The organism is Massilia sp. BGA-UO-ETr-WB1 (assembly GCF_059567845.1).
In genome coordinates this window covers 187,925-206,027 of sequence record NZ_JCAQOT010000026.1, presented here as the reverse complement: position 1 = coordinate 206,027, position 18,103 = coordinate 187,925, and the positions used below count along the sequence as shown (strand labels likewise).

The 18,103-nt window shown below is 65.2% G+C and carries 18 protein-coding genes; 16 read left to right on the top strand and 2 right to left on the bottom strand.

What is annotated here, in order from left to right; translation table 11 throughout:
• Positions 1 to 8 precede the first annotated feature (8 nt).
• The 14 genes from pheA (at position 9) to AC56DV_RS23230 (ending at position 14,108) form a co-directional block, all read left to right on the top strand.
• A complete protein-coding gene (pheA, locus tag AC56DV_RS23295) occupies positions 9 to 1,082 on the top strand; it encodes a prephenate dehydratase (RefSeq protein ID WP_057158911.1) in 1,074 nt (357 codons plus the stop codon).
• A 36-nt stretch (positions 1,083 to 1,118) separates the two neighbouring features.
• Positions 1,119 to 2,237, top strand: coding sequence for a histidinol-phosphate transaminase (gene hisC, locus AC56DV_RS23290; protein ID WP_496316602.1), 1,119 nt, complete (start codon positions 1,119 to 1,121; stop codon positions 2,235 to 2,237).
• A gap of 1 nt (position 2,238) precedes the next feature.
• Positions 2,239 to 3,153 carry a prephenate dehydrogenase gene (locus AC56DV_RS23285; protein WP_496317275.1) on the top strand — a complete coding sequence of 305 codons (915 nt, stop codon included), beginning with the start codon at positions 2,239 to 2,241 and terminating at the stop codon, positions 3,151 to 3,153.
• Positions 3,154 to 3,186: 33 nt separating this feature from the next.
• Positions 3,187 to 4,521: a 3-phosphoshikimate 1-carboxyvinyltransferase gene (gene aroA / locus AC56DV_RS23280; RefSeq protein ID WP_496316601.1), complete on the top strand. Its 1,335-nt coding sequence runs from the start codon at positions 3,187 to 3,189 to the stop codon at positions 4,519 to 4,521.
• A 25-nt stretch (positions 4,522 to 4,546) separates the two neighbouring features.
• Positions 4,547 to 5,215, top strand: coding sequence for a (d)CMP kinase (gene cmk / locus AC56DV_RS23275; RefSeq protein ID WP_496316600.1), 669 nt, complete (start codon positions 4,547 to 4,549; stop codon positions 5,213 to 5,215).
• A gap of 107 nt (positions 5,216 to 5,322) precedes the next feature.
• The gene (gene rpsA / locus AC56DV_RS23270) at positions 5,323 to 7,002 is read left to right on the top strand and encodes a 30S ribosomal protein S1 (RefSeq protein ID WP_056402965.1); all 1,680 of its coding nucleotides are present in this window, start codon (positions 5,323 to 5,325) and stop codon (positions 7,000 to 7,002) included.
• An 18-nt stretch (positions 7,003 to 7,020) separates the two neighbouring features.
• On the top strand, positions 7,021 to 7,326 hold the full coding sequence (locus AC56DV_RS23265; protein ID WP_050408958.1) for an integration host factor subunit beta: 306 nt from the start codon (positions 7,021 to 7,023) through the stop codon (positions 7,324 to 7,326).
• A 104-nt stretch (positions 7,327 to 7,430) separates the two neighbouring features.
• Complete coding sequence (locus tag AC56DV_RS23260) at positions 7,431 to 7,736, top strand: LapA family protein (protein WP_057158906.1); 306 nt, start codon at positions 7,431 to 7,433, stop codon at positions 7,734 to 7,736.
• Positions 7,737 to 7,749: 13 nt separating this feature from the next.
• On the top strand, positions 7,750 to 8,925 hold the full coding sequence (gene lapB, locus AC56DV_RS23255; RefSeq protein WP_496316599.1) for a lipopolysaccharide assembly protein LapB: 1,176 nt from the start codon (positions 7,750 to 7,752) through the stop codon (positions 8,923 to 8,925).
• 10 nt (positions 8,926 to 8,935) lie between these two features.
• Positions 8,936 to 9,880, top strand: a complete 945-nt coding sequence (rfaE1, locus tag AC56DV_RS23250; protein WP_496316598.1) for a D-glycero-beta-D-manno-heptose-7-phosphate kinase — start codon at positions 8,936 to 8,938, stop codon at positions 9,878 to 9,880.
• A gap of 76 nt (positions 9,881 to 9,956) precedes the next feature.
• A complete protein-coding gene (locus AC56DV_RS23245; RefSeq protein ID WP_496316597.1) occupies positions 9,957 to 11,246 on the top strand; it encodes a DUF4214 domain-containing protein in 1,290 nt (429 codons plus the stop codon).
• A 21-nt stretch (positions 11,247 to 11,267) separates the two neighbouring features.
• On the top strand, positions 11,268 to 12,185 hold the full coding sequence (locus AC56DV_RS23240) for an FAD:protein FMN transferase (RefSeq protein WP_496316596.1): 918 nt from the start codon (positions 11,268 to 11,270) through the stop codon (positions 12,183 to 12,185).
• Between the two features lie 99 nt (positions 12,186 to 12,284).
• The gene (locus AC56DV_RS23235; RefSeq protein WP_496316595.1) at positions 12,285 to 12,617 is read left to right on the top strand and encodes a ComEA family DNA-binding protein; all 333 of its coding nucleotides are present in this window, start codon (positions 12,285 to 12,287) and stop codon (positions 12,615 to 12,617) included.
• Positions 12,618 to 12,743: 126 nt separating this feature from the next.
• The gene (locus AC56DV_RS23230) at positions 12,744 to 14,108 is read left to right on the top strand and encodes a M20/M25/M40 family metallo-hydrolase (protein WP_496316594.1); all 1,365 of its coding nucleotides are present in this window, start codon (positions 12,744 to 12,746) and stop codon (positions 14,106 to 14,108) included.
• On the opposite strand, the gene AC56DV_RS23225 is transcribed toward AC56DV_RS23230, so the two are convergent.
• Positions 14,109 to 15,872 carry an FAD-dependent oxidoreductase gene (locus AC56DV_RS23225; RefSeq protein WP_496316593.1) on the bottom strand — a complete coding sequence of 588 codons (1,764 nt, stop codon included), beginning with the start codon at positions 15,870 to 15,872 and terminating at the stop codon, positions 14,109 to 14,111.
• Between the two features lie 129 nt (positions 15,873 to 16,001).
• Between AC56DV_RS23225 and AC56DV_RS23220 the strand changes: the two genes are divergently transcribed.
• Together AC56DV_RS23220 and cysM are read left to right on the top strand one after the other, a co-directional pair.
• On the top strand, positions 16,002 to 16,541 hold the full coding sequence (locus AC56DV_RS23220; protein WP_496316592.1) for a GNAT family N-acetyltransferase: 540 nt from the start codon (positions 16,002 to 16,004) through the stop codon (positions 16,539 to 16,541).
• An 88-nt stretch (positions 16,542 to 16,629) separates the two neighbouring features.
• Positions 16,630 to 17,532 carry a cysteine synthase CysM gene (gene cysM, locus AC56DV_RS23215; RefSeq protein WP_496316591.1) on the top strand — a complete coding sequence of 301 codons (903 nt, stop codon included), beginning with the start codon at positions 16,630 to 16,632 and terminating at the stop codon, positions 17,530 to 17,532.
• A gap of 63 nt (positions 17,533 to 17,595) precedes the next feature.
• Here the strand turns inward: cysM and AC56DV_RS23210 are convergent, their stop codons facing one another.
• On the bottom strand, positions 17,596 to 17,931 hold the full coding sequence (locus tag AC56DV_RS23210) for a hypothetical protein (protein ID WP_082552264.1): 336 nt from the start codon (positions 17,929 to 17,931) through the stop codon (positions 17,596 to 17,598).
• Positions 17,932 to 18,103: the final 172 nt, after the last annotated feature.

Genomic DNA, 18,103 nt, shown 5'->3' with positions numbered 1-18,103 from the left:
GCACCTTCATGAACGATAAACTGAAACCCCTGCGCGAGCAGATCGACGCGATCGACGCGCAGATCCTCGCATTGCTGAACCAGCGCGCCAAGGTGGCGCAGGAAGTGGGCCACGTCAAGGCCGAGACCAACGCGCCTGTGTTCCGGCCCGAACGCGAAGCCCAGGTGCTGCGCGGCGTGGCCGACCGCAACCCCGGCCCCATGGTCGCCACCGACGTGCAGACCATCTTCCGCGAAATCATGTCGGCCTGCCGCGCGCTGGAAAAGCGCGTCACCGTGGCCTACCTCGGCCCGGTGGGCACCTTCAGCGAGCAGGCCGTGTACCAGCAGTTCGGCAGCGCCGTCGAAGGCCTGCCGTGCGCCTCCATCGACGAAGTGTTCCGCGCCACCGAAGCCGGCACCGCCGATTTCGGCGTGGTGCCCGTGGAGAACTCGTCCGAAGGCGCCATCAACCGCACGCTGGACCTGATGCTGGGCACCACCACCCTGATCAGCGGCGAAGTGGCCATCGCGGTGCACCACAGCCTGATGACCAAGACCGGCAATATGGACGGCGTGCAGGTGATCTGCGCCCATTCGCAGGCGCTGGCGCAGTGCCAGGTGTGGCTGAACCAGAACTACCCCAACATCGAACGCCGCGCCGTGGCCTCCAACGCCGAAGCGGCGCGCATGGCGGGCGACGACGCCAGCGTGGCGGCCATCGCCAGCGAAATGGCGGGCACGCAGTACAAGCTGGGCGTGGTCAAGGGCCACATCCAGGACGACCCGCACAACCGCACCCGCTTCGCCGTCATCGGCCATCTGCAGACGCTGCCGTCCGGCAAAGACCACACCTCGCTGGTGCTGGCCGTGCCGAACAAGGCCGGCGCCGTGTACCAGCTGCTGGCCCCTTTGGCCAAGCACGGCGTGTCGATGACGCGCTTCGAATCCCGCCCCGCCCGCATCGGCACCTGGGAGTACTACTTCTATGTCGACGTGGACGGCCATGTGAACGACGCGGCCGTCGCACAGGCGCTGGCGGAACTGAAAGACCAGGCCGCATTCTTCAAGGTGCTGGGTTCCTACCCGGTGAGTCTCACCTGACCTTTGACCTGACCTTCACTTAACACGAGAATTACTATGTCCAAGAATTTCGGTCCAGAATACGTCCGCGCCATCGCCCCATACCAGGCTGGCAAACCCATCTCCGAAGTGGCGCGCGAGTTCGGCCTCGACGAGGCTTCCATCGTCAAGCTGGCGTCCAATGAAAACCCGTTCGGCGTGCCGGAGTCGGCCAAGGCCGCCATGGCCGCCGCCGCTGCGGACCTGGGCCGCTACCCGGACGCCAACGGCTTCGAACTGAAGGCCGCGCTGTCCGAGCGCTACGACGTGCCGGCCGACTGGATCACGCTGGGCAACGGCAGCAACGACATCCTGGAAATCGCCGCCCACGCCTTCGTGGAAAAAGGCCAGGCCATCGTCTACTCGCAGTACTCGTTCGCGGTGTACGCGCTGGCCACGCAGGGCCTGGGCGCGCGCGCCATCGTGGTGCCGGCCAAGGACTACGGCCACGACCTGGACGCCATGGCCGCCGCCATCGACGCCGACACCCGCCTGGTCTTCATCGCCAACCCGAACAACCCGACCGGCACCTTCATCGGCGCCGCCGGCATCGAAGCCTTCCTGAAGAAGGTTCCCGCCAACGTGGTGGTGGTGCTGGACGAGGCCTACAACGAATACTTGTCGCCGGAAAACCAGTACGAATCGGCGGCGTGGGTGAAGCAGTACCCGAACCTGCTGGTGTCGCGCACCTTCTCCAAGGCCTACGGCCTGGCCGGCCTGCGCGTGGGCTTCGCCATCGCCCAGCCGGCGCTGACGGACCTGATGAACCGCATCCGCCAGCCCTTCAACGTGAACTCGCTGGCGCAAGCTGCCGCCATCGCCGCCCTGAACGACAAGGCCTTCCTGGAGCAGGGCGCGCGCAACAACGCCGCCGGCTACGCGCAGTTCGTGGAAGCGTTCCAGCAGATGGGCCTGGAGTACGTGCCGTCCTACGGCAACTTCGTGCTGGTGAAAGTGGGCAAGGACCTGGCCGCCGGCGCGCGCGTCAACCTGGCGCTGCTGAAGCAGGGCGTGATCGTGCGCCCGGTGGGCAACTACGGCCTGCCGGAGTGGCTGCGCATTTCCATCGGCCTGCCGCAGGAAAACGCCATCCTGATCTCGGCGCTGCAGAAAGCGCTGGCGTCAGACCGTGAGTAAGATTGCACATGCGGCAGTAAACAAGGTCGTCGTTTTCGGCGTCGGCCTGATCGGCGGCTCGTTTGCGCGGGCGCTGAAGCAGGCCGGCGCCGCGCGCCGCATCGTCGGCATGGACCGCTCGCCGGCGTCGCTGCAGCGGGCGCTGGAGCTGGGCATCATCGACGAAGCCGGAACCGATATGGCCAGCGCCGTAAAGGGCGCCGACCTGGTGCTGCTGGCCGCGCCGGTGGCGCAGACCGGCAACATCCTGGCGGCGCTGCTGCCGCACCTGGACGCGCACACCGTGGTCACCGACGCCGGCAGCACCAAGGCCGACGTGGCGGCCGCCGCGCGCCGCGCGCTGGGCGACAGGGCGGGGCGCTTCGTGCCCGGCCACCCCATCGCCGGCCGCGAAACCAATGGCCCGGACGCGGCCATTCCGAATCTGTATCAAGGCAAGAAAGTAGTGCTCACGCCGCTGGCCGAAAACGCCGCAGCGGACGTGGAGCTGGTGGCCGCCGCCTGGCGTGCCTGCGGCGCTGTGATCCATCGCCTCTCGCCGGAAGAACACGACAAGGTGTTCGCCGCCGTCAGCCATTTGCCCCATTTGCTGGCTTACGCACTGGTGGACGACATCGCCCACAAGCCGCACGCCGATCTGCTGTTCCAGTACGCCGCCAGCGGCTTCCGCGACTTCACGCGCATTGCCGGCTCGTCGCCGGAAATGTGGCGCGACATCAGCCTGGCCAACCAGGCCGCGCTGCTGACGGAACTGGACGCGTATCTGGCACAATTGACCACGCTGCGCGCGCAGCTTGCCGCTGGCGACGGCGCCGCCCTGGAGGCGGTGTACGGCAATGCCCGGCACGCGCGCGAGCGCTGGATCGCGACGATCGAGGCGGCCGAAGCGCCGCCCGCACAAGACAACGCTGAATGAATCAAAGCTGAACAAGCAAGCAAAAGGACTGGTATGACGCAGCAATATCCCGAACACATCGACCTGGCGCCGGTCGCCCACGCTGAAGGCGTGGTGCGCCTGCCGGGTTCGAAATCGATCTCCAACCGCATCCTGCTGCTGGCCGCGCTGGCCGAAGGCGAAACCCGCATCGGCGGCCTGCTGGCCTCCGACGACACGCACGTGATGCTGAACGCGCTGCGTTCGCTGGGCGTGAACTGGAGCGAACAGCCCACCATGGACGGCTACCCGATGCACACCGTGCAGGGCGCCGGCGGCGTGGGTGGTGTTCACTTGGCGCCGTCGGCCGACCTCTTCATGGGCAACGCCGGCACCGCCATCCGCCCGCTGACGGCGGCGCTGGCCGTGATCGGCGGCGACTACACGCTGCACGGCGTGCCGCGCATGCACGAGCGCCCGATCGGCGACCTGGTGGACGCGCTGAACGCCATCGGCGCGCAGATCGAATACACCGGCAACCCCGGCTTCCCGCCGCTGCACATCCGCAAGGGCAAGCTGACGGCCCAGCGCCTGTCGGTGCGCGGCGACGTGTCCAGCCAGTTCCTCACCGCGCTGCTGATGGTGGCGCCGCTGATGGCGCAAGGCCACGCCGTCACCATAGCCGTGGTGGGCGAGCTGATTTCCAAGCCCTACATCCAGATCACCCTGAACCTGATGCGCCGCTTCGGCGTGACGGTGGAGCAGGACGGCTGGGCATCCTTCACCGTGCAGGCCGGCCAGCGCTACCGGAGCCCGGGCCTGATCCACGTGGAAGGCGACGCCTCGTCGGCGTCCTACTTCCTGGCGGCCGGCGCCATCGGCGGCGGTCCGGTGCGGGTGGAAGGCGTGGGGCGCGATTCGATCCAGGGCGACGTGCGTTTCGCCGAAGCGCTGGAACGGATGGGCGTGCAGATCACCATGGGCGACAACTGGATCGAAGCCAAAGGCAATGGCCCGCTGAAGGCGGTGGACATGGACTTCAACCATATCCCGGACGCCGCCATGACCATCGCCGTGGCCGCGCTGTACGCCGAAGGCACCACCACCTTGCGCAACATCGCCAGCTGGCGCGTGAAGGAAACCGACCGCATCGCCGCCATGGCCACCGAGCTGCGCAAGCTGGGCGCCGACGTCGAAGAGGGCGCCGACTACCTGAAGGTGACGCCGCCGGCCGTGATCGGCACGGCCGCCATCGACACCTACGACGACCACCGCATGGCCATGTGCTTCTCGCTGGCCTCGCTGGACGGCGCGTTGCGCAAAGGCAATAATGTGCGGATCAACGATCCCAAGTGCGTAGCCAAGACTTTCCCTGACTATTTCGCCGCCTTCGCCGCGATCGCAAAATAAGTCCCAAGCAGAGCCCAATAAAAATATGCCGACAACCCACATCCCCGTCATCACCATCGACGGCCCTACCGCATCCGGCAAGGGCACCGTCGCACACAAGGTTGCCGACCACCTCGGCTTCCACCTGCTGGACTCGGGCGCGCTCTACCGGTTGACCGCGCTGCAGGCGATCCGCCGCGCCACCAGCCTCACCGACGAACACGCGCTGGCCAAGCTGGCCGAGCACCTGCACATCAGTTTCACCGGCGAGGCGGTGTTTCTGTCGCATGAAAACGTCACCGATGCGATCCGGCAGGAAGACGTGGGCAACACGGCATCGAAAATCGCGGCTTTCCCGTCTGTGCGGCAGGCGCTGTACAGCCTGCAGCTGGGCTTCCGCAAGACTCCCGGACTGGTGGCGGACGGGCGCGACATGGGCACGGTGATCTTCCCGGGCGCCCAATTGAAGGTGTTTTTGACCGCCAGCGTGGAGGCGCGCGCCGAACGCCGATATAAGCAATTGATAGCTAAGGGATTTTCTGCTAATATGGAAGACCTCCTGATGGATTTGAAGGCAAGGGATGACCGGGATACGAACCGGGCCATCGCGCCGCTGGTCCCCGCAGAGGGGGCGCATGTCCTCGATACCTCGCAGATGACCGTCGATGAGGCGGTTTCGCAGGTGTTGCAGTGGTATGCGGCCGTCGGGAAATAGTTGGTTGCCGGGCAAGCTCTGAGTGCCCTGGCAGTTTATTAACCCTAACCCAGTTGAAGCCGCATGGTGCGGGTCTTACTGGCTAACCTGGAAGTACTATGTCTAATATGGAAAGTTTCGCAGCCCTCTTCGAGGAATCCCTGTCCCGTCAGGACATGCGTTCCGGCGAAGTGATCTCCGCTGAAGTCGTTCGTCTGGATCACAACTTCGTGATCGTAAACGCCGGCCTGAAATCGGAAGCTTTCATCCCTGTTGAAGAATTCAAGAATGACCAAGGCGAACTGGAAGTCAAAGTAGGCGACTTCGTTTCCGTGGCCATCGAATCGCTGGAAAACGGTTTCGGCGATACCATCCTGTCGCGCGACAAAGCCAAGCGTCTGGCTTCGTGGCTGGCTCTGGAAAAAGCAATGGAATCCGGCGAAATCGTCGTCGGTACCGTCAACGGCAAAGTCAAGGGCGGCCTGACCGTTCTGACCAACGGCATCCGCGCGTTCCTGCCAGGTTCGCTGGTGGACACCCGTCCTGTCAAAGACACCACCCCATTCGAAGGCAAGACCCTCGAATTCAAAGTTATCAAACTGGACCGCAAGCGTAACAACGTCGTTCTGTCCCGCCGCGCCGTCATCGAAGCTTCGATGGGCGAAGAGCGTCAGAAACTGATGGAAACGCTGAAAGAAGGCACCGTGGTGACCGGCGTTGTGAAAAACATCACCGACTACGGCGCGTTCGTGGATCTGGGCGGCATCGACGGCCTGCTGCACATCACCGACCTGGCATGGCGTCGTGTGCGTCACCCATCGGAAGTGCTGACCGTTGGTCAAGAGATCACCGCGAAAGTACTGAAGTACGATCAAGAGAAGAACCGCGTGTCCCTGGGCGTGAAACAGCTGGGCGACGATCCTTGGACCGGTCTGTCCCGTCGTTACCCGCAAGGCACCCGCCTGTTCGGTAAAGTAACGAACCTGACCGACTACGGCGCGTTCGTTGAAGTTGAACAAGGCATCGAAGGCCTGGTTCACGTTTCCGAAATGGACTGGACCAACAAGAACGTTGCTCCTAACAAAGTTGTCCAGCTGGGCGACGAAGTAGAAGTGATGGTTCTGGAGATCGACGAAGAGCGTCGCCGTATCTCGCTGGGCATGAAACAGTGCAAAGCCAACCCATGGGACGACTTCGGCGTAACCCACAAGAAGGGCGATAAAGTCCGTGGCGCCATCAAGTCGATCACCGACTTCGGCGTGTTCATCGGCCTGGCTGGCAACATCGACGGCCTGGTGCACCTGTCCGACCTCTCGTGGACCGAGTCCGGCGAAGAAGCCGTACGCAAGTTCAAGAAGGGCGACGAACTGGAAGCCGTTGTTCTGGCCATCGACGTTGAGCGCGAGCGCGTGTCCCTGGGCGTCAAGCAACTGGAAGGCGATCCGTTCAACAACTTCGCAGCCATCAACGACAAGGGCGCACTGGTCACCGGCACCGTTAAATCGGTTGAGCCTAAAGGCGCCGTGATCCAGCTGTCCGAAGAAGTTGAAGGCTACCTGCGTGCATCCGAAATCTCCCGCGACCGCGTGGAAGATGCCGGTACGCACCTGAAGGTGGGCGATTCGGTTGAAGCGCTGGTCATCAACATCGACCGCAAAGCACGTTCGATCCAGCTGTCGATCAAAGCTAAAGACAATGCTGAAACTGCAGAAGCCATGCAGAAGATGGCATCGGTCGACAGCAGCGCCGCTTCGGGCACCACCAGCCTGGGCGCACTGCTGAAAGCCAAGTTCGACAACAAGAACTGATAGCATTAGTCAACGTAGATGACCAAGTCCGAGTTGATCAACCGCCTGGCTGAGCGTTATTCTCAGCTGGTGGCCAAGGATGCGGAGTACGCCGTCAAGACGATACTCGATGCCATGACCGGCGCGCTTGCGAGCGGCCAGCGCATCGAGATCCGCGGCTTCGGCAGCTTTGCTTTGAATAGCAGGCCGCCCCGCATCGGCCGCAATCCGAAGTCCGGCGACAAGGTGATGGTGCCCGAAAAACGGGTGCCGCACTTCAAGCCTGGCAAGCAGTTGCGCGAGCGGGTCGACGCGATGGTGGGGCAACCCATCATCGAGGACTGAAGCGTCTACATGACGGTAGCCGGGGCGGGTGCGAACCTGTTCCGGCTGATGTAAAAGAGCGGCGTCCCTGGATGCCGTTTTTTTTTGAAACAGGAAGCTGACGAATGAAAATTGTTTCCACTGTTTTTGGTTTTATCCTGTTTGTGCTGTTTTTCGGTTTCGCGCTGAAGAACACCCAGGAAGTGAATCTGGTCCTGTTCCTGAATTACGAATTACGCGGCCCCCTGGTGCTGATGCTGCTCGGCTTCTTTGCCGCCGGCGCCTTCCTCGGCGTGCTCGCGCTCACCCCTACCGTATTCCGCCACCGGCGCGAAGCGACCAAACAAAAATCCACGATCCAGACGCTGCAAACCTCGGCCCTGCAGGTGAATGCACAGCCGCAGCCGGACAGTGTCAACACGCAGCAATAATCATAAGAAAAGCATGGAATTCGAACTCTGGTGGTTACTGGGCATGCCCATCTTCTTCGGCCTGGGCTGGGTTGCCGCGCGGGTGGACATCCGCCAGCTGGTGTCCGAGTCGCGCAGCCTGCCGCGCGGCTATTTCAAGGGCCTGAACTTCCTGCTGAACGACCAGCCGGACAAGGCGATCGACGCCTTCATCGAGATCGTGCGCCTGGACCCGGAAACGTCCGATATGCACTTCGCGCTGGGCAACCTGTTCCGCCGCCGCGGCGAAACCGAGCGCGCCATCCGCGTGCACCAGAACCTGTTGTCGCGCCCGGACCTGCCGCCCGAGCAGAAGTCGCACGCCGAGTACGAACTGGGCATGGACTACCTGAAGGCCGGCCTGCTGGACCGCGCCGAGGAAACCTTCAAGCGCCTGGTCGACACGTCCTACGGCGTGCAGGCGCGCCGCTCGCTGCTGGAGATCTTCCAGCGCGAGAAGGAATGGCCGCGCGCGATCGAAGCGGCGGTGGGCCTGCAGGAATCGGGCGCCGGCGCGCGCCAGAAGGAGATTTCGCAGTTCTACTGCGAAATGGCGCAGGACGCGCTGGTCCACATCCATCCCGACGAAGCGCTGCAGCTGCTGGAGCAGGCCTTGCAGGCCGACCGCACCAGCGTGCGCGCCACCATCCTGGTGGGCGACGCGCAGATGCTGCAGGGCGACGCCGAGGCCGCGCTGAACACCTGGCGCCGCGTCGAGCAGCAAAGCGTGCCGCACGTGGCGCTGGTGGCGCAGCGCCTGATGGACGGCTACAAGAAAGTCGGCCGGCCGCAGGAAGGCGTGTCGCTGCTCAAGTCCTACCTGGAGCAGGCCTCGTCGATCGACCTGCTGGAAGTGGTGTTCAAGGCGGTGATCGAGCTGGACGGCGTGGGCGCCGCCAAGCAGCTGGTGAGCGACGAACTGCGCCGCACGCCGACCCTGCTGGGCCTGGACAAGCTGCTCGAAGCGCGCATGATGGACGCGCCGGCCGAACTGCTGTCGGAACTGTCGATGGTGAAGGGCCTGGTGCACGGCTATACCCAGAAGCTGGCGCGCTACCAGTGCGGCCATTGCGGTTTCAAGGCACGCCAGTATTATTGGCATTGCCCGGGCTGCAGCAAGTGGGAATCCTACCCGCCGCGCCGCACGGAAGAACTGAACGTAATGAACTGACGAGGGCGCAATGAGCACTTCTGTAACGACCTACCAAGCTCCCGCGCTGGATAAAGTGCGCATACTCGTGGTCGGCGACGTGATGCTGGACCGCTACTGGTTCGGCGACGTGAGCCGCATTTCGCCGGAAGCGCCGGTGCCCATCGTGCGCGTGGACAAGCGCGAAGCGCGCCTGGGCGGCGCCGCCAACGTGGCCCGCAACGCGGCCGCGCTGGGCGCGCACGCCGGCCTGCTGGGCGTGGTCGGCGCCGACGAGGCGGGCGACCAGGTGGAGCAGCTGCTGCACGGCGGCGGCATCCACAGCTACCTCAAGCGCGACGAAGCCATCTCCACCATCATCAAGCTGCGCGTCATCGGCCGCCAGCAGCAGATGCTGCGCATCGACTTCGAAGAGCCGCCCAGCGACACCGTGCTGCGCAACAAGCTGATGCAGTACAAGGCGCTGCTGGCCGACTACGACGTCATCATCCTGTCCGACTACGCCAAGGGCAGCCTGGTCAACGTGGCCGACATGGTGGCGGCCGGCCGCGCGGCCGGCAAGGTGGTGATGGTGGACCCGAAAGGCGACGACTTCACGCGCTACGCCGGCGCCACCGTGCTGACCCCGAACAAGTCCGAATTCCGCCACATCGCCGGCGGCTGGAGCAGCGAAGAGCAGCTCACCGCCAAGGCGCAGAACCTGCGCCGCGAATTGCGCCTGGACGCGCTGCTGCTGACCCGCTCGGAAGAGGGCATGACGCTGTTCACCGAACAGGAAGTGTTCCACATCCCGGCCGACGCGCGCGAAGTGTTCGACGTGTCCGGCGCGGGCGACACCGTGATCGCCACCATGGCGGCCATGCTGGGCGCCGGCGCAGGCTGGAACGAGGCGGTGCAGACCGCCAACCGGGCCGGCGGCATCGTGGTCGGCAAGCTGGGCACGGCCACCGTCACGCGCGAGGAATTGTTCGGCTAAATACCGATGTACTTGCGGTTGCCATTGGCGGGGCGCGCACCTATGCTGTAAGCAGTGTCCCGCACAGGTGGCCGCCATGAATACATTGCGTATCGGCAGTATCGTTCTCTTGTTGGCGCTGGCCGGCTGCGGCGCGGGCGACAACAGCGCGCCCGTTGCGGCGCCCAGCCTGCTGTCCCAGGCCGGCCCGGCCCCGGTCCCGGCCACCCGCCAGGGCGCCGCGCCCGCATTCATCACCTTCTCCGGCAATCTCAGCCAGTACACCATCGCTGCCGCCGAAGGCGGCATTGCCGTCAGCGACATCGTCAGCGGCGCGGTGCAAGTGGTGCCGCCCGACAGCCGCCTGCGCTTCGCCGACACCGCGCTGGCGCTGGACCTGGAAGGCGTGGCCGGGCGCACCTACCGCCTGTACCAGGCCGCCTTCAACCGCAAACCGGACTTGCCCGGCCTGGGCTTCCAGATGTATGCGCAGGAAGACCTGGGGCTGTCCTTTACGCAGATATCGCAGAACTTCATCGACAGCGTGGAATTCGCCGGCACCTACGGCAGCCTCGACTCGGTCGGCTTCGTGACGCTGCTGTATGCCAATGTGCTGCGCCGCGCGCCGGACGCGGAGGGCTTGGCATTCCATGTTTCCTTCCTGGAAGGCACCCGTCCCGACGGCCGCCGCCTGACGCGCGCCGAAGTCCTGTTCGGCTTTTCGGAATCCGCGGAAAACAAGGCGCTGGTGCTGCAGGACATCAGGAACGGCATCGAGTACACGCTGGCAGGCACCAGCGCGCCGTCCAACCCGCCTACCGACTTCATCGGCAGCTATAGCGGCAGCATACGGGGCGACGATACCGGTGCGTTGACCCTTACCGTCACCGACAGCGGCGCGCTGATCGGCTTGCTGCATTCGAACGCGTTCAACGTGGACATGAGCGGCATCACCGGCATTGCCCCCGGCGGCCGCTTCCTGATCACGCTGGCCGGCGGCGGCCACAGTTTCGATTTCGGCGGCAGTTTCAATCTGGCCAGCGGCGTCGCGGCCGGCTCGTGGACCGTGACCGGCGTGCCCGGCGTAGGCGGCGTCTACGCCGCGGCCAAGCCGGCAGCGCCGCCGCCCGTCACCTACGCGCAGCAGATACGGCCGGTCATCATGCAGCGCTGCGTGCCATGCCACTCGGCGCAGCCGACGCAGCCCGGCTACGGCGTTGCCCCGTTGGGCATCCGTTTCGACACCGAGACCGAAGTGCGGGCGCGCGCCGGCGACATCCAGCGCACGGCGGTGTTGCAGCAGTCCATGCCGTTTGGCAACATCACCGGCATGACACAAGCCGAGCGGGACCTGCTGGCGGCCTGGTTTGCAGCGGGCATGCTGTAACAATTTCCTGTTTCAACGATAATGGGCGGACACAGCAACCGTAAGGAGTCCGCCCTGTTCAACGTTGAATTCCAGGCCATGGCCAGTCCGTGCCAGGTGCTGCTGGCGGCCGCCAGCGAAGCCGAGGCGCGCGCGCTGGCCGAACCGGCCATCGCCGAAGTGCGGCGCATCGAAACCAAATACTCGCGCTACCGCGCCGACAGCGTGGTCAGCGCCATCAATGGCGGCGCCGGGCGCGATGCGGTGCCGCTGGACCAGGAAACCCTGGCCCTGCTGCAGTACGCCGGCCAGCTGTTTGAATTGAGCGGCGGCCTGTTCGACATCACCACCGGCGTGCTGCGCAAGGCGTGGAACTTCAAGGAGCCGCGCGTGCCCACGGCGGAGGAACTGGCGCCGCTGCTGGCGCTGACGGGCTGGCGCCGCGTGGAACTGGGGGCCGGCGGCGTGCGCCTGCCGCAGGCCGGCATGGAGCTGGACTTCGGCGGCTTCGGCAAGGAATACGCGGCCGACCGCGCCGCCGCCATCCTGCTGGCGCACGGCGTGCGCTCGGGCTATGTGAACCTGGGCGGCGACATGCGCGTGCTGGGGCCGCAGCCGGACGGCAGCCCATGGCGCATCGGCATCCAGCACCCGCGCCAGGAGGACGGCACGGTGGCCTCCATCGACGTCAGCAGCGGGGCGCTGGCCACTTCGGGCGACTACGAGCGCTATTTCGAGCTGGACGGGCAGCGCTACTGCCACATCCTCGATCCCGCCAGCGGCTACCCGGTGACGGCCTGGCGCTCGGTGAGCGTGCTGGCGCCGCTGACGGTGGCGGCCGGGGCCTGCGCCACCATCGCCATGCTGAAGGGCGCCGGGGCGCTGGCCTTCCTGTCTGCCAGCGGCAACGCCTGGCTGGCGCAGGACGCGGCCGGCGGCCTGCACAGCGCGGGCGTTTGATTTTTATCAACGTTATCATGTCAACTACGCTCAGCCGTAGCCGTTGATGGGAAGCGCGGCGGAACCCCGCCGTCGCTATCCCACCTGATGGAGAACAACATGATGAAGAAACTGTTGATGGCAGTCGCCGCGCTGGTGGCGACGATGGGTTTCGCATTCGCACAGGTAGACGTCAACAAGGCCGACGCGGCCGCGCTGGACGCGGTGAAGGGCATCGGCCCGGCCAAGTCGAAAGCCATCCTGGATGAGCGCGCCAAGGGCGAGTTCAAGGACTGGGCCGATTTCGAAACGCGCGTGAAAGGCGTGGGCGAGAAAAACGCCATCAAGCTGTCCGAGGCCGGCTTGCAGGTGAACGGCAAGTCGCGCGACGGCGCCGCCGCCAAGCCGGCCAAGGCCGACAAGATGGCCGCCGCACCGGGCGCGAAAAAATAAGCGCCGCCTGACCCAAGCCCCGCCGCGGCGGGGCTTGTTGCAACTTGACGATACAAAAATCCCGTTCCGCCGCGCCAAGGCTTCATGAGAAGATCGCAGCCTGTTATCACCACAGGACCCGCACTCATGGCACACCATTCCCTCGTTCTGCTGACCGCATTGCTGGCAGGCGGCGCCGCCGCAGCCGCCACCGGCCCCGACACCGCCCGCCGCCAGCCCGACATCGACAAGATCGTGCGCGAGATCTCGCCGCAGCGCATCGAAGCGGTGGTGCGCAAGCTGGTCTCCTTCCAGACCCGCCACACCATGTCCGAAACCGGGTCCGACACGGTGGGCATAGGCGCGGCCCGGCGCTGGATCAAGAGCGAGTTCGAGCGCTGCAACGCGCAGAACGGCGGCCGCCTGCAAGTGGCGTTCGACAGCCACGTCGCGCCCGTGTCGCGCCGCATCAGCCGGCCGACGGAAATCGTCAACGTGGTGGCCACCTTGCCCGGCACGCAGGACACGTCGAAGGAGCGCATCTACGTGGTCAGCGGCCACTACGACTCGCGCAACACCGACGTGATGGACGCCACCGGCGCCGCGCCCGGCGCCAACGACGACGCTTCCGGCACGGCGGCCGTGATGGAAATGGCCTGCGTGATGTCGAAGTACAAGTTCGACGCCACCCTGGTGTTCATGACGGTGGCGGCCGAAGAGCAGGGCTTGCTGGGCGCGGCGCACTGGGCCGAGCAGGCGAAACAGAAGAAATTGAACATCGCCGGCATGTTCACCAACGACATCATCGGCAGCTCGCGCGACGAGCACGGCAAGGTGGACGACAAGACCGTGCGCCTGTTCGCCGAAGGCTTGCCGGTGGAGAAGGAGGCCAGCGAAGCGAACCGCACGCTGATCCAGACCGGCGGCGAGAACGATTCCATTTCGCGCCAGCTGGCGCGGCATGTGAAGGAGCAGGGCGAGCGCTACGTGAAGGGCTTCAAGGTCAACGTCATCCAGCGCCGCGACCGCTACCTGCGCGGCGGCGACCACATGCCATTCCTGGAGCGCGGCTACGCTGCGCTGCGCTTCACCGAACCGGCGGAAGACTTCAACCACCAGCACCAGAACGTGCGCACGGAAAATGGCGTGCTGATCGGCGACATGCCGGAGTATAACGACTACAACTACATCGCCAAGGTGGCGCGCGTGAACGCCGCCGCGCTGGCCACGCTGGCGCTGGCGCCGGCCGCGCCGCAGCAAGTGCAGGTGCGCACGGCGCAGCTGGAGAACAACACGGCGCTGCTGTGGAAGGCGAACGGCGAGCCGGACCTGGCCGGTTATCGCATCGTATGGCGCGCGACGGACGCGGCCGTGTGGCAGGGCGGAAAGTTCGTCGGCAACGTCACCGAAGCGCGCGTGCCCCTGTCGAAGGACAATTACTACTTCGGCGTGCAAGCCATCGACAAGGACGGCAACGCCAGCCCCGCCAGCTACCCCGTGCCGCTGCGCTGATTATAGGTCCGGCGGCAGGTTGGCCAGGAAGGCGTGGATCTGCGACACCACCGCCGCGCCTTCGCCCACCGCCGCCGCCACCCGCTTGGTGGAGTTGGCGCGCACGTCGCCGATGGCGAACACGCCCGGCACGCTGGTCTCCAGCGCCGCCCGCGCCGGCAGGTCGGACGGGTACACGCCCTTGGCGAAGTTGGCGCGGCATTGCGCCTTGGTGACGTCGAAGCCGGTGCGGATGAAGCCCTTGTCGTCCACGTCCACGCCGCAGTCGCTGAGCCAGCCGGTGTTCGGATCGGCGCCGATGAACAGGAACACGCGGCACACGTCGTAGTCGGTTTCGGTGTCGGTCTTGCTGCAGCGGATGCGCACCTGCTTCAGGCCGTCTTCGTCGTCGCCTTCCAGCGCCACGATTTCGCTGTGCGTGTGCAGCACGATGTTGGGCGTGGCCTGGATGCGCTCGATCAAATAGCTGGACATGGTGGCCGCCAGGCTGGGGCCGCGCACCAGCATGTGCACCTTGGAGGCGTGCCCGGACAGGAACACCGCCGCCTGGCCGGCCGAGTTGCCGCCGCCCACCAGCACGATTTCCTCCGTCTTGCACAGCTTGGCTTCGATGGGCGAGGCCCAGTAGTACACGCCGCGTCCTTCGAACTGTTTCAGGTTGGCCAGCGACGGGCGGCGGTAGCGCGCGCCGCACGACAGCACCACGGTCTTGGCCTGCAGCCGCGTCAGGCTGCCGCACATTTCCACCTGCAGCGGGTAGGTGTCGCAGATCAGCCGCCCGGCCGGCGCCGGAATGGCGATCTCGACGCCGAACTTTTGCGACTGCACGTAGGCGCGCCCGGCCAGCGCGCCGCCGGAAATGCCGGTCGGGAAGCCGAGGTAGTTCTCAATCCGCGCGCTGGCCGCCGCCTGGCCGCCGAAGGCGCGCGTTTCCAGCGCCAGCACCGACAAGCCTTCGGACGCGGCGTACACCGCCGTCGCCAGCCCGGCCGGACCGGCGCCCACCACGATCACGTCCCACACCTTGTCGCTGCTCAGCTCGGGCAGCATGCCCAGGCAGCGGCCCAGCTCCACATTGGTCGGGTTCTTCTTCACGCTGCCGTCCGGGCACACCACCAGCGGCATGTCTTCCGGCGTCGGCTGGTAATGCTCGCACAGCGCGCGCGCCTGGGCGTCCTGCTTCGGGTCCAGCACCGTGTACGGGTGGCCGTTGCTCTGCAGCCAGGTCTGCAGGTTGTGCAGGCGCGGATGGCCGGGCGCGCCCACCAGGATGGGGCCGCCCGACGGCGCTTCGATCAGGCCCACGCGGCGCAGGATCAGCGCGCGCACGATGCGCTCGCCCAGCTCGGCTTCGGCCACCACCAGCGCGCGCAGCGATTCCGACGAAATGACCAGCACTTCCACGTCGCCCATGGCGTCGCCGTTCACCAGCGACGGCCGGTCCGACAGCTGGCCCACTTCGGCGCCGAACTGGCCCGGCATGTGCTCGGTGATCAGCGAGGTGTTGCCCAGGCCGTCGTAGCGGCTGATGGCCACTTTTCCTTTCAGCACCACGAACATGCCGAAAGTGGTGCGGCCCGCTTCGAACATGCGGTCGCCGTCGCGGAAATGGCGCACCGTGCCGAAGCGGTGCATGCGCTTGATTTCCGCTTCCGCGAGCGTGGGGAACATCTGGTGGCGGCGCGATTCGAGCGAGCTGGGCAGGCCGGACAGCGTTGCGCTGGCGTTGGCTTCTGCCTGGAATGGGGTGTCTTCGTTGGCCATGGCGGGATTCGTTAAATGAGTGGGCTGCAGTGTTACGGCCAGTCTAGCGCATGCCGTCGCTTTCATGCCAACATCTTATTGGAGAGCTTGGCTGGTACAATCTTCTTTATTCTTTCTGACAACTCACCCATGCCCGTTGTTCCTGCCATCCGCGCGCTCGATCCGCGCGAGACCGACCATTTTTTCGTCTACCTGAACGATCATTTGCGGGACAACGGCGCCGATGGCAATCCGCTGTTCCAGCCCATGCCGCGCAGCCGCTCGGTGTTCCCGGAGGAGAAGGCCGCCGCCTTCGTCAAGGGCATGAAGATTGCCGTCGGCGAGCCGGGCTGGCGCCGGGCCTGGGTGGCCACCGGCCGGGACGGCATCCTCGGCCATGTCGACCTGCGCGCCCGGCCGGAGAACGCCAGCGCCCACCGCGCCATGCTGGGCATGGGCGTGCACCGCCTGGCGCGGCGCCAGGGCCTGGGCCGGGTGCTGCTGGCGGCGGCCATGGACTGGGCCCGCAGGCAGGGCCTGGAATGGGTGGACCTGGAAGTACTGAGCATTAACGAGCCGGCGCGCGCGCTGTACCGCGACAGCGGTTTCCGCCAGACCGGCGAAATCGCCGACATGTTCCGCATCGACGGCGAACAGCTGGCCTACACGCTGATGAGCCTGAAGCTCTGAAGCTCAGAAGCATCGGGCAGCCCCGCCGGGCACGCTTTTGCGTCCCGGATTAAAATGATCTCTTTTGCTGAAACGAAAACAGAACACGATGGCTTACATGACTATTGCCGATACGATCGGCAACACGCCCCTGGTGCAGCTGCAACGCATCCCCGGCGCCGACGCCGAGGCGCGCGGCAACATCATCCTCGGCAAGCTCGAAGGCAATAATCCAGCCGGTTCCGTCAAGGACCGCGCCGCCATGTCCATGCTGCGCCGCGCCGAAGAACGCGGCGACATCAAGCCGGGCGACACGCTGATCGAAGCCACTTCGGGCAACACCGGCATCGCGCTGGCGATGGCGGCCGCCATCCGCGGCTACAAGATGCTGCTGCTGATGCCGGAAAACCAGAGCGAGGAGCGCAAGCAGGCCATGGCCGCCTACGGCGCCCAGATCATGCTGACGCCGAAAACCGGCGGCATGGAATACGCGCGCGACATGGCCGAACAGATGCAGAAGGACGGCAAGGGCATCATCCTGGACCAGTTCGGCAACGGCGACAATCCGCGCGCGCACTACGAGGGCACCGGCCCGGAAATCTGGCGCGACACGGGCGGCCGCGTCACCCACTTCGTCAGCGCCATGGGCACCACCGGCACCATCATGGGCGTGTCGCAGTACCTGAAGGAGCAGAGCGCGGCGGTGCGCATCATCGGCGCGCAGCCGGAGGAAGGCTCGCAGATCGCCGGCATCCGCAAATGGCCGGAAGCCTACCTGCCGAAAATCTACGACAAGGCGCGCGTGGACCAGGTGGAATACGTGACGCAGGCAGCGGCGGAGCGCATGGCGCGCCGGCTGGCGGCGGAAGAGGGGATATTCTGCGGGGTTTCGGCGGCGGGCGCCTGCGAGATCGCATTGCGGATTTCGCAGACCGTGGAGAACGCAACCATCGTGTTCATCGTCTGCGACCGGGGCGACCGTTACCTGTCCACCGGCGTGTTTCCGGCTTAAGGTTCTGAAAAAACTGCATCCCTCCTCCCGGGCGAGGGGGAGGGATCGCGAACCGGGCGGCGATCAGCCTTGGTTCGGGGTTTCGCCTTCTTTAGGCTTGAACTGCTTGTCGCTGATGCGGAACTTGTTGCGGCGGTCGCCCATCAAGTAGCGCAGGTCGCGAATGCTCAGGTCGCTCACTTCGTGCATGCGGATCAGCAGCGAAGCACCCACCGGCAGGCGGTGGTGACGGATTTTACTGATCACCGGCGGCGCCACTTCCAATGCGCGCGACAGGGCGGCATCGTTTTTCAGGCGCAGATTTTCAATCAGCGTGTCGAGCAGCCGGTTCGGATTGTATTGCAGCAGGTCGTCGCCTTCCGAATCGCTGTTCATATCAATACCCACTTGGTTAGTCATGATTCGTTGTTCCTTGTAAAGTTTGTCCTGCAAAGTGAAACACTCGGAGCCTAGCCATGTTCATCCTTACTCGGGAACGAATTCACCACACGGACGGAATTCCGAAATAACAAGTTTCATAATATATACACAATTGTACAACATCACGCAATGTAATACTTACGAGCAATAA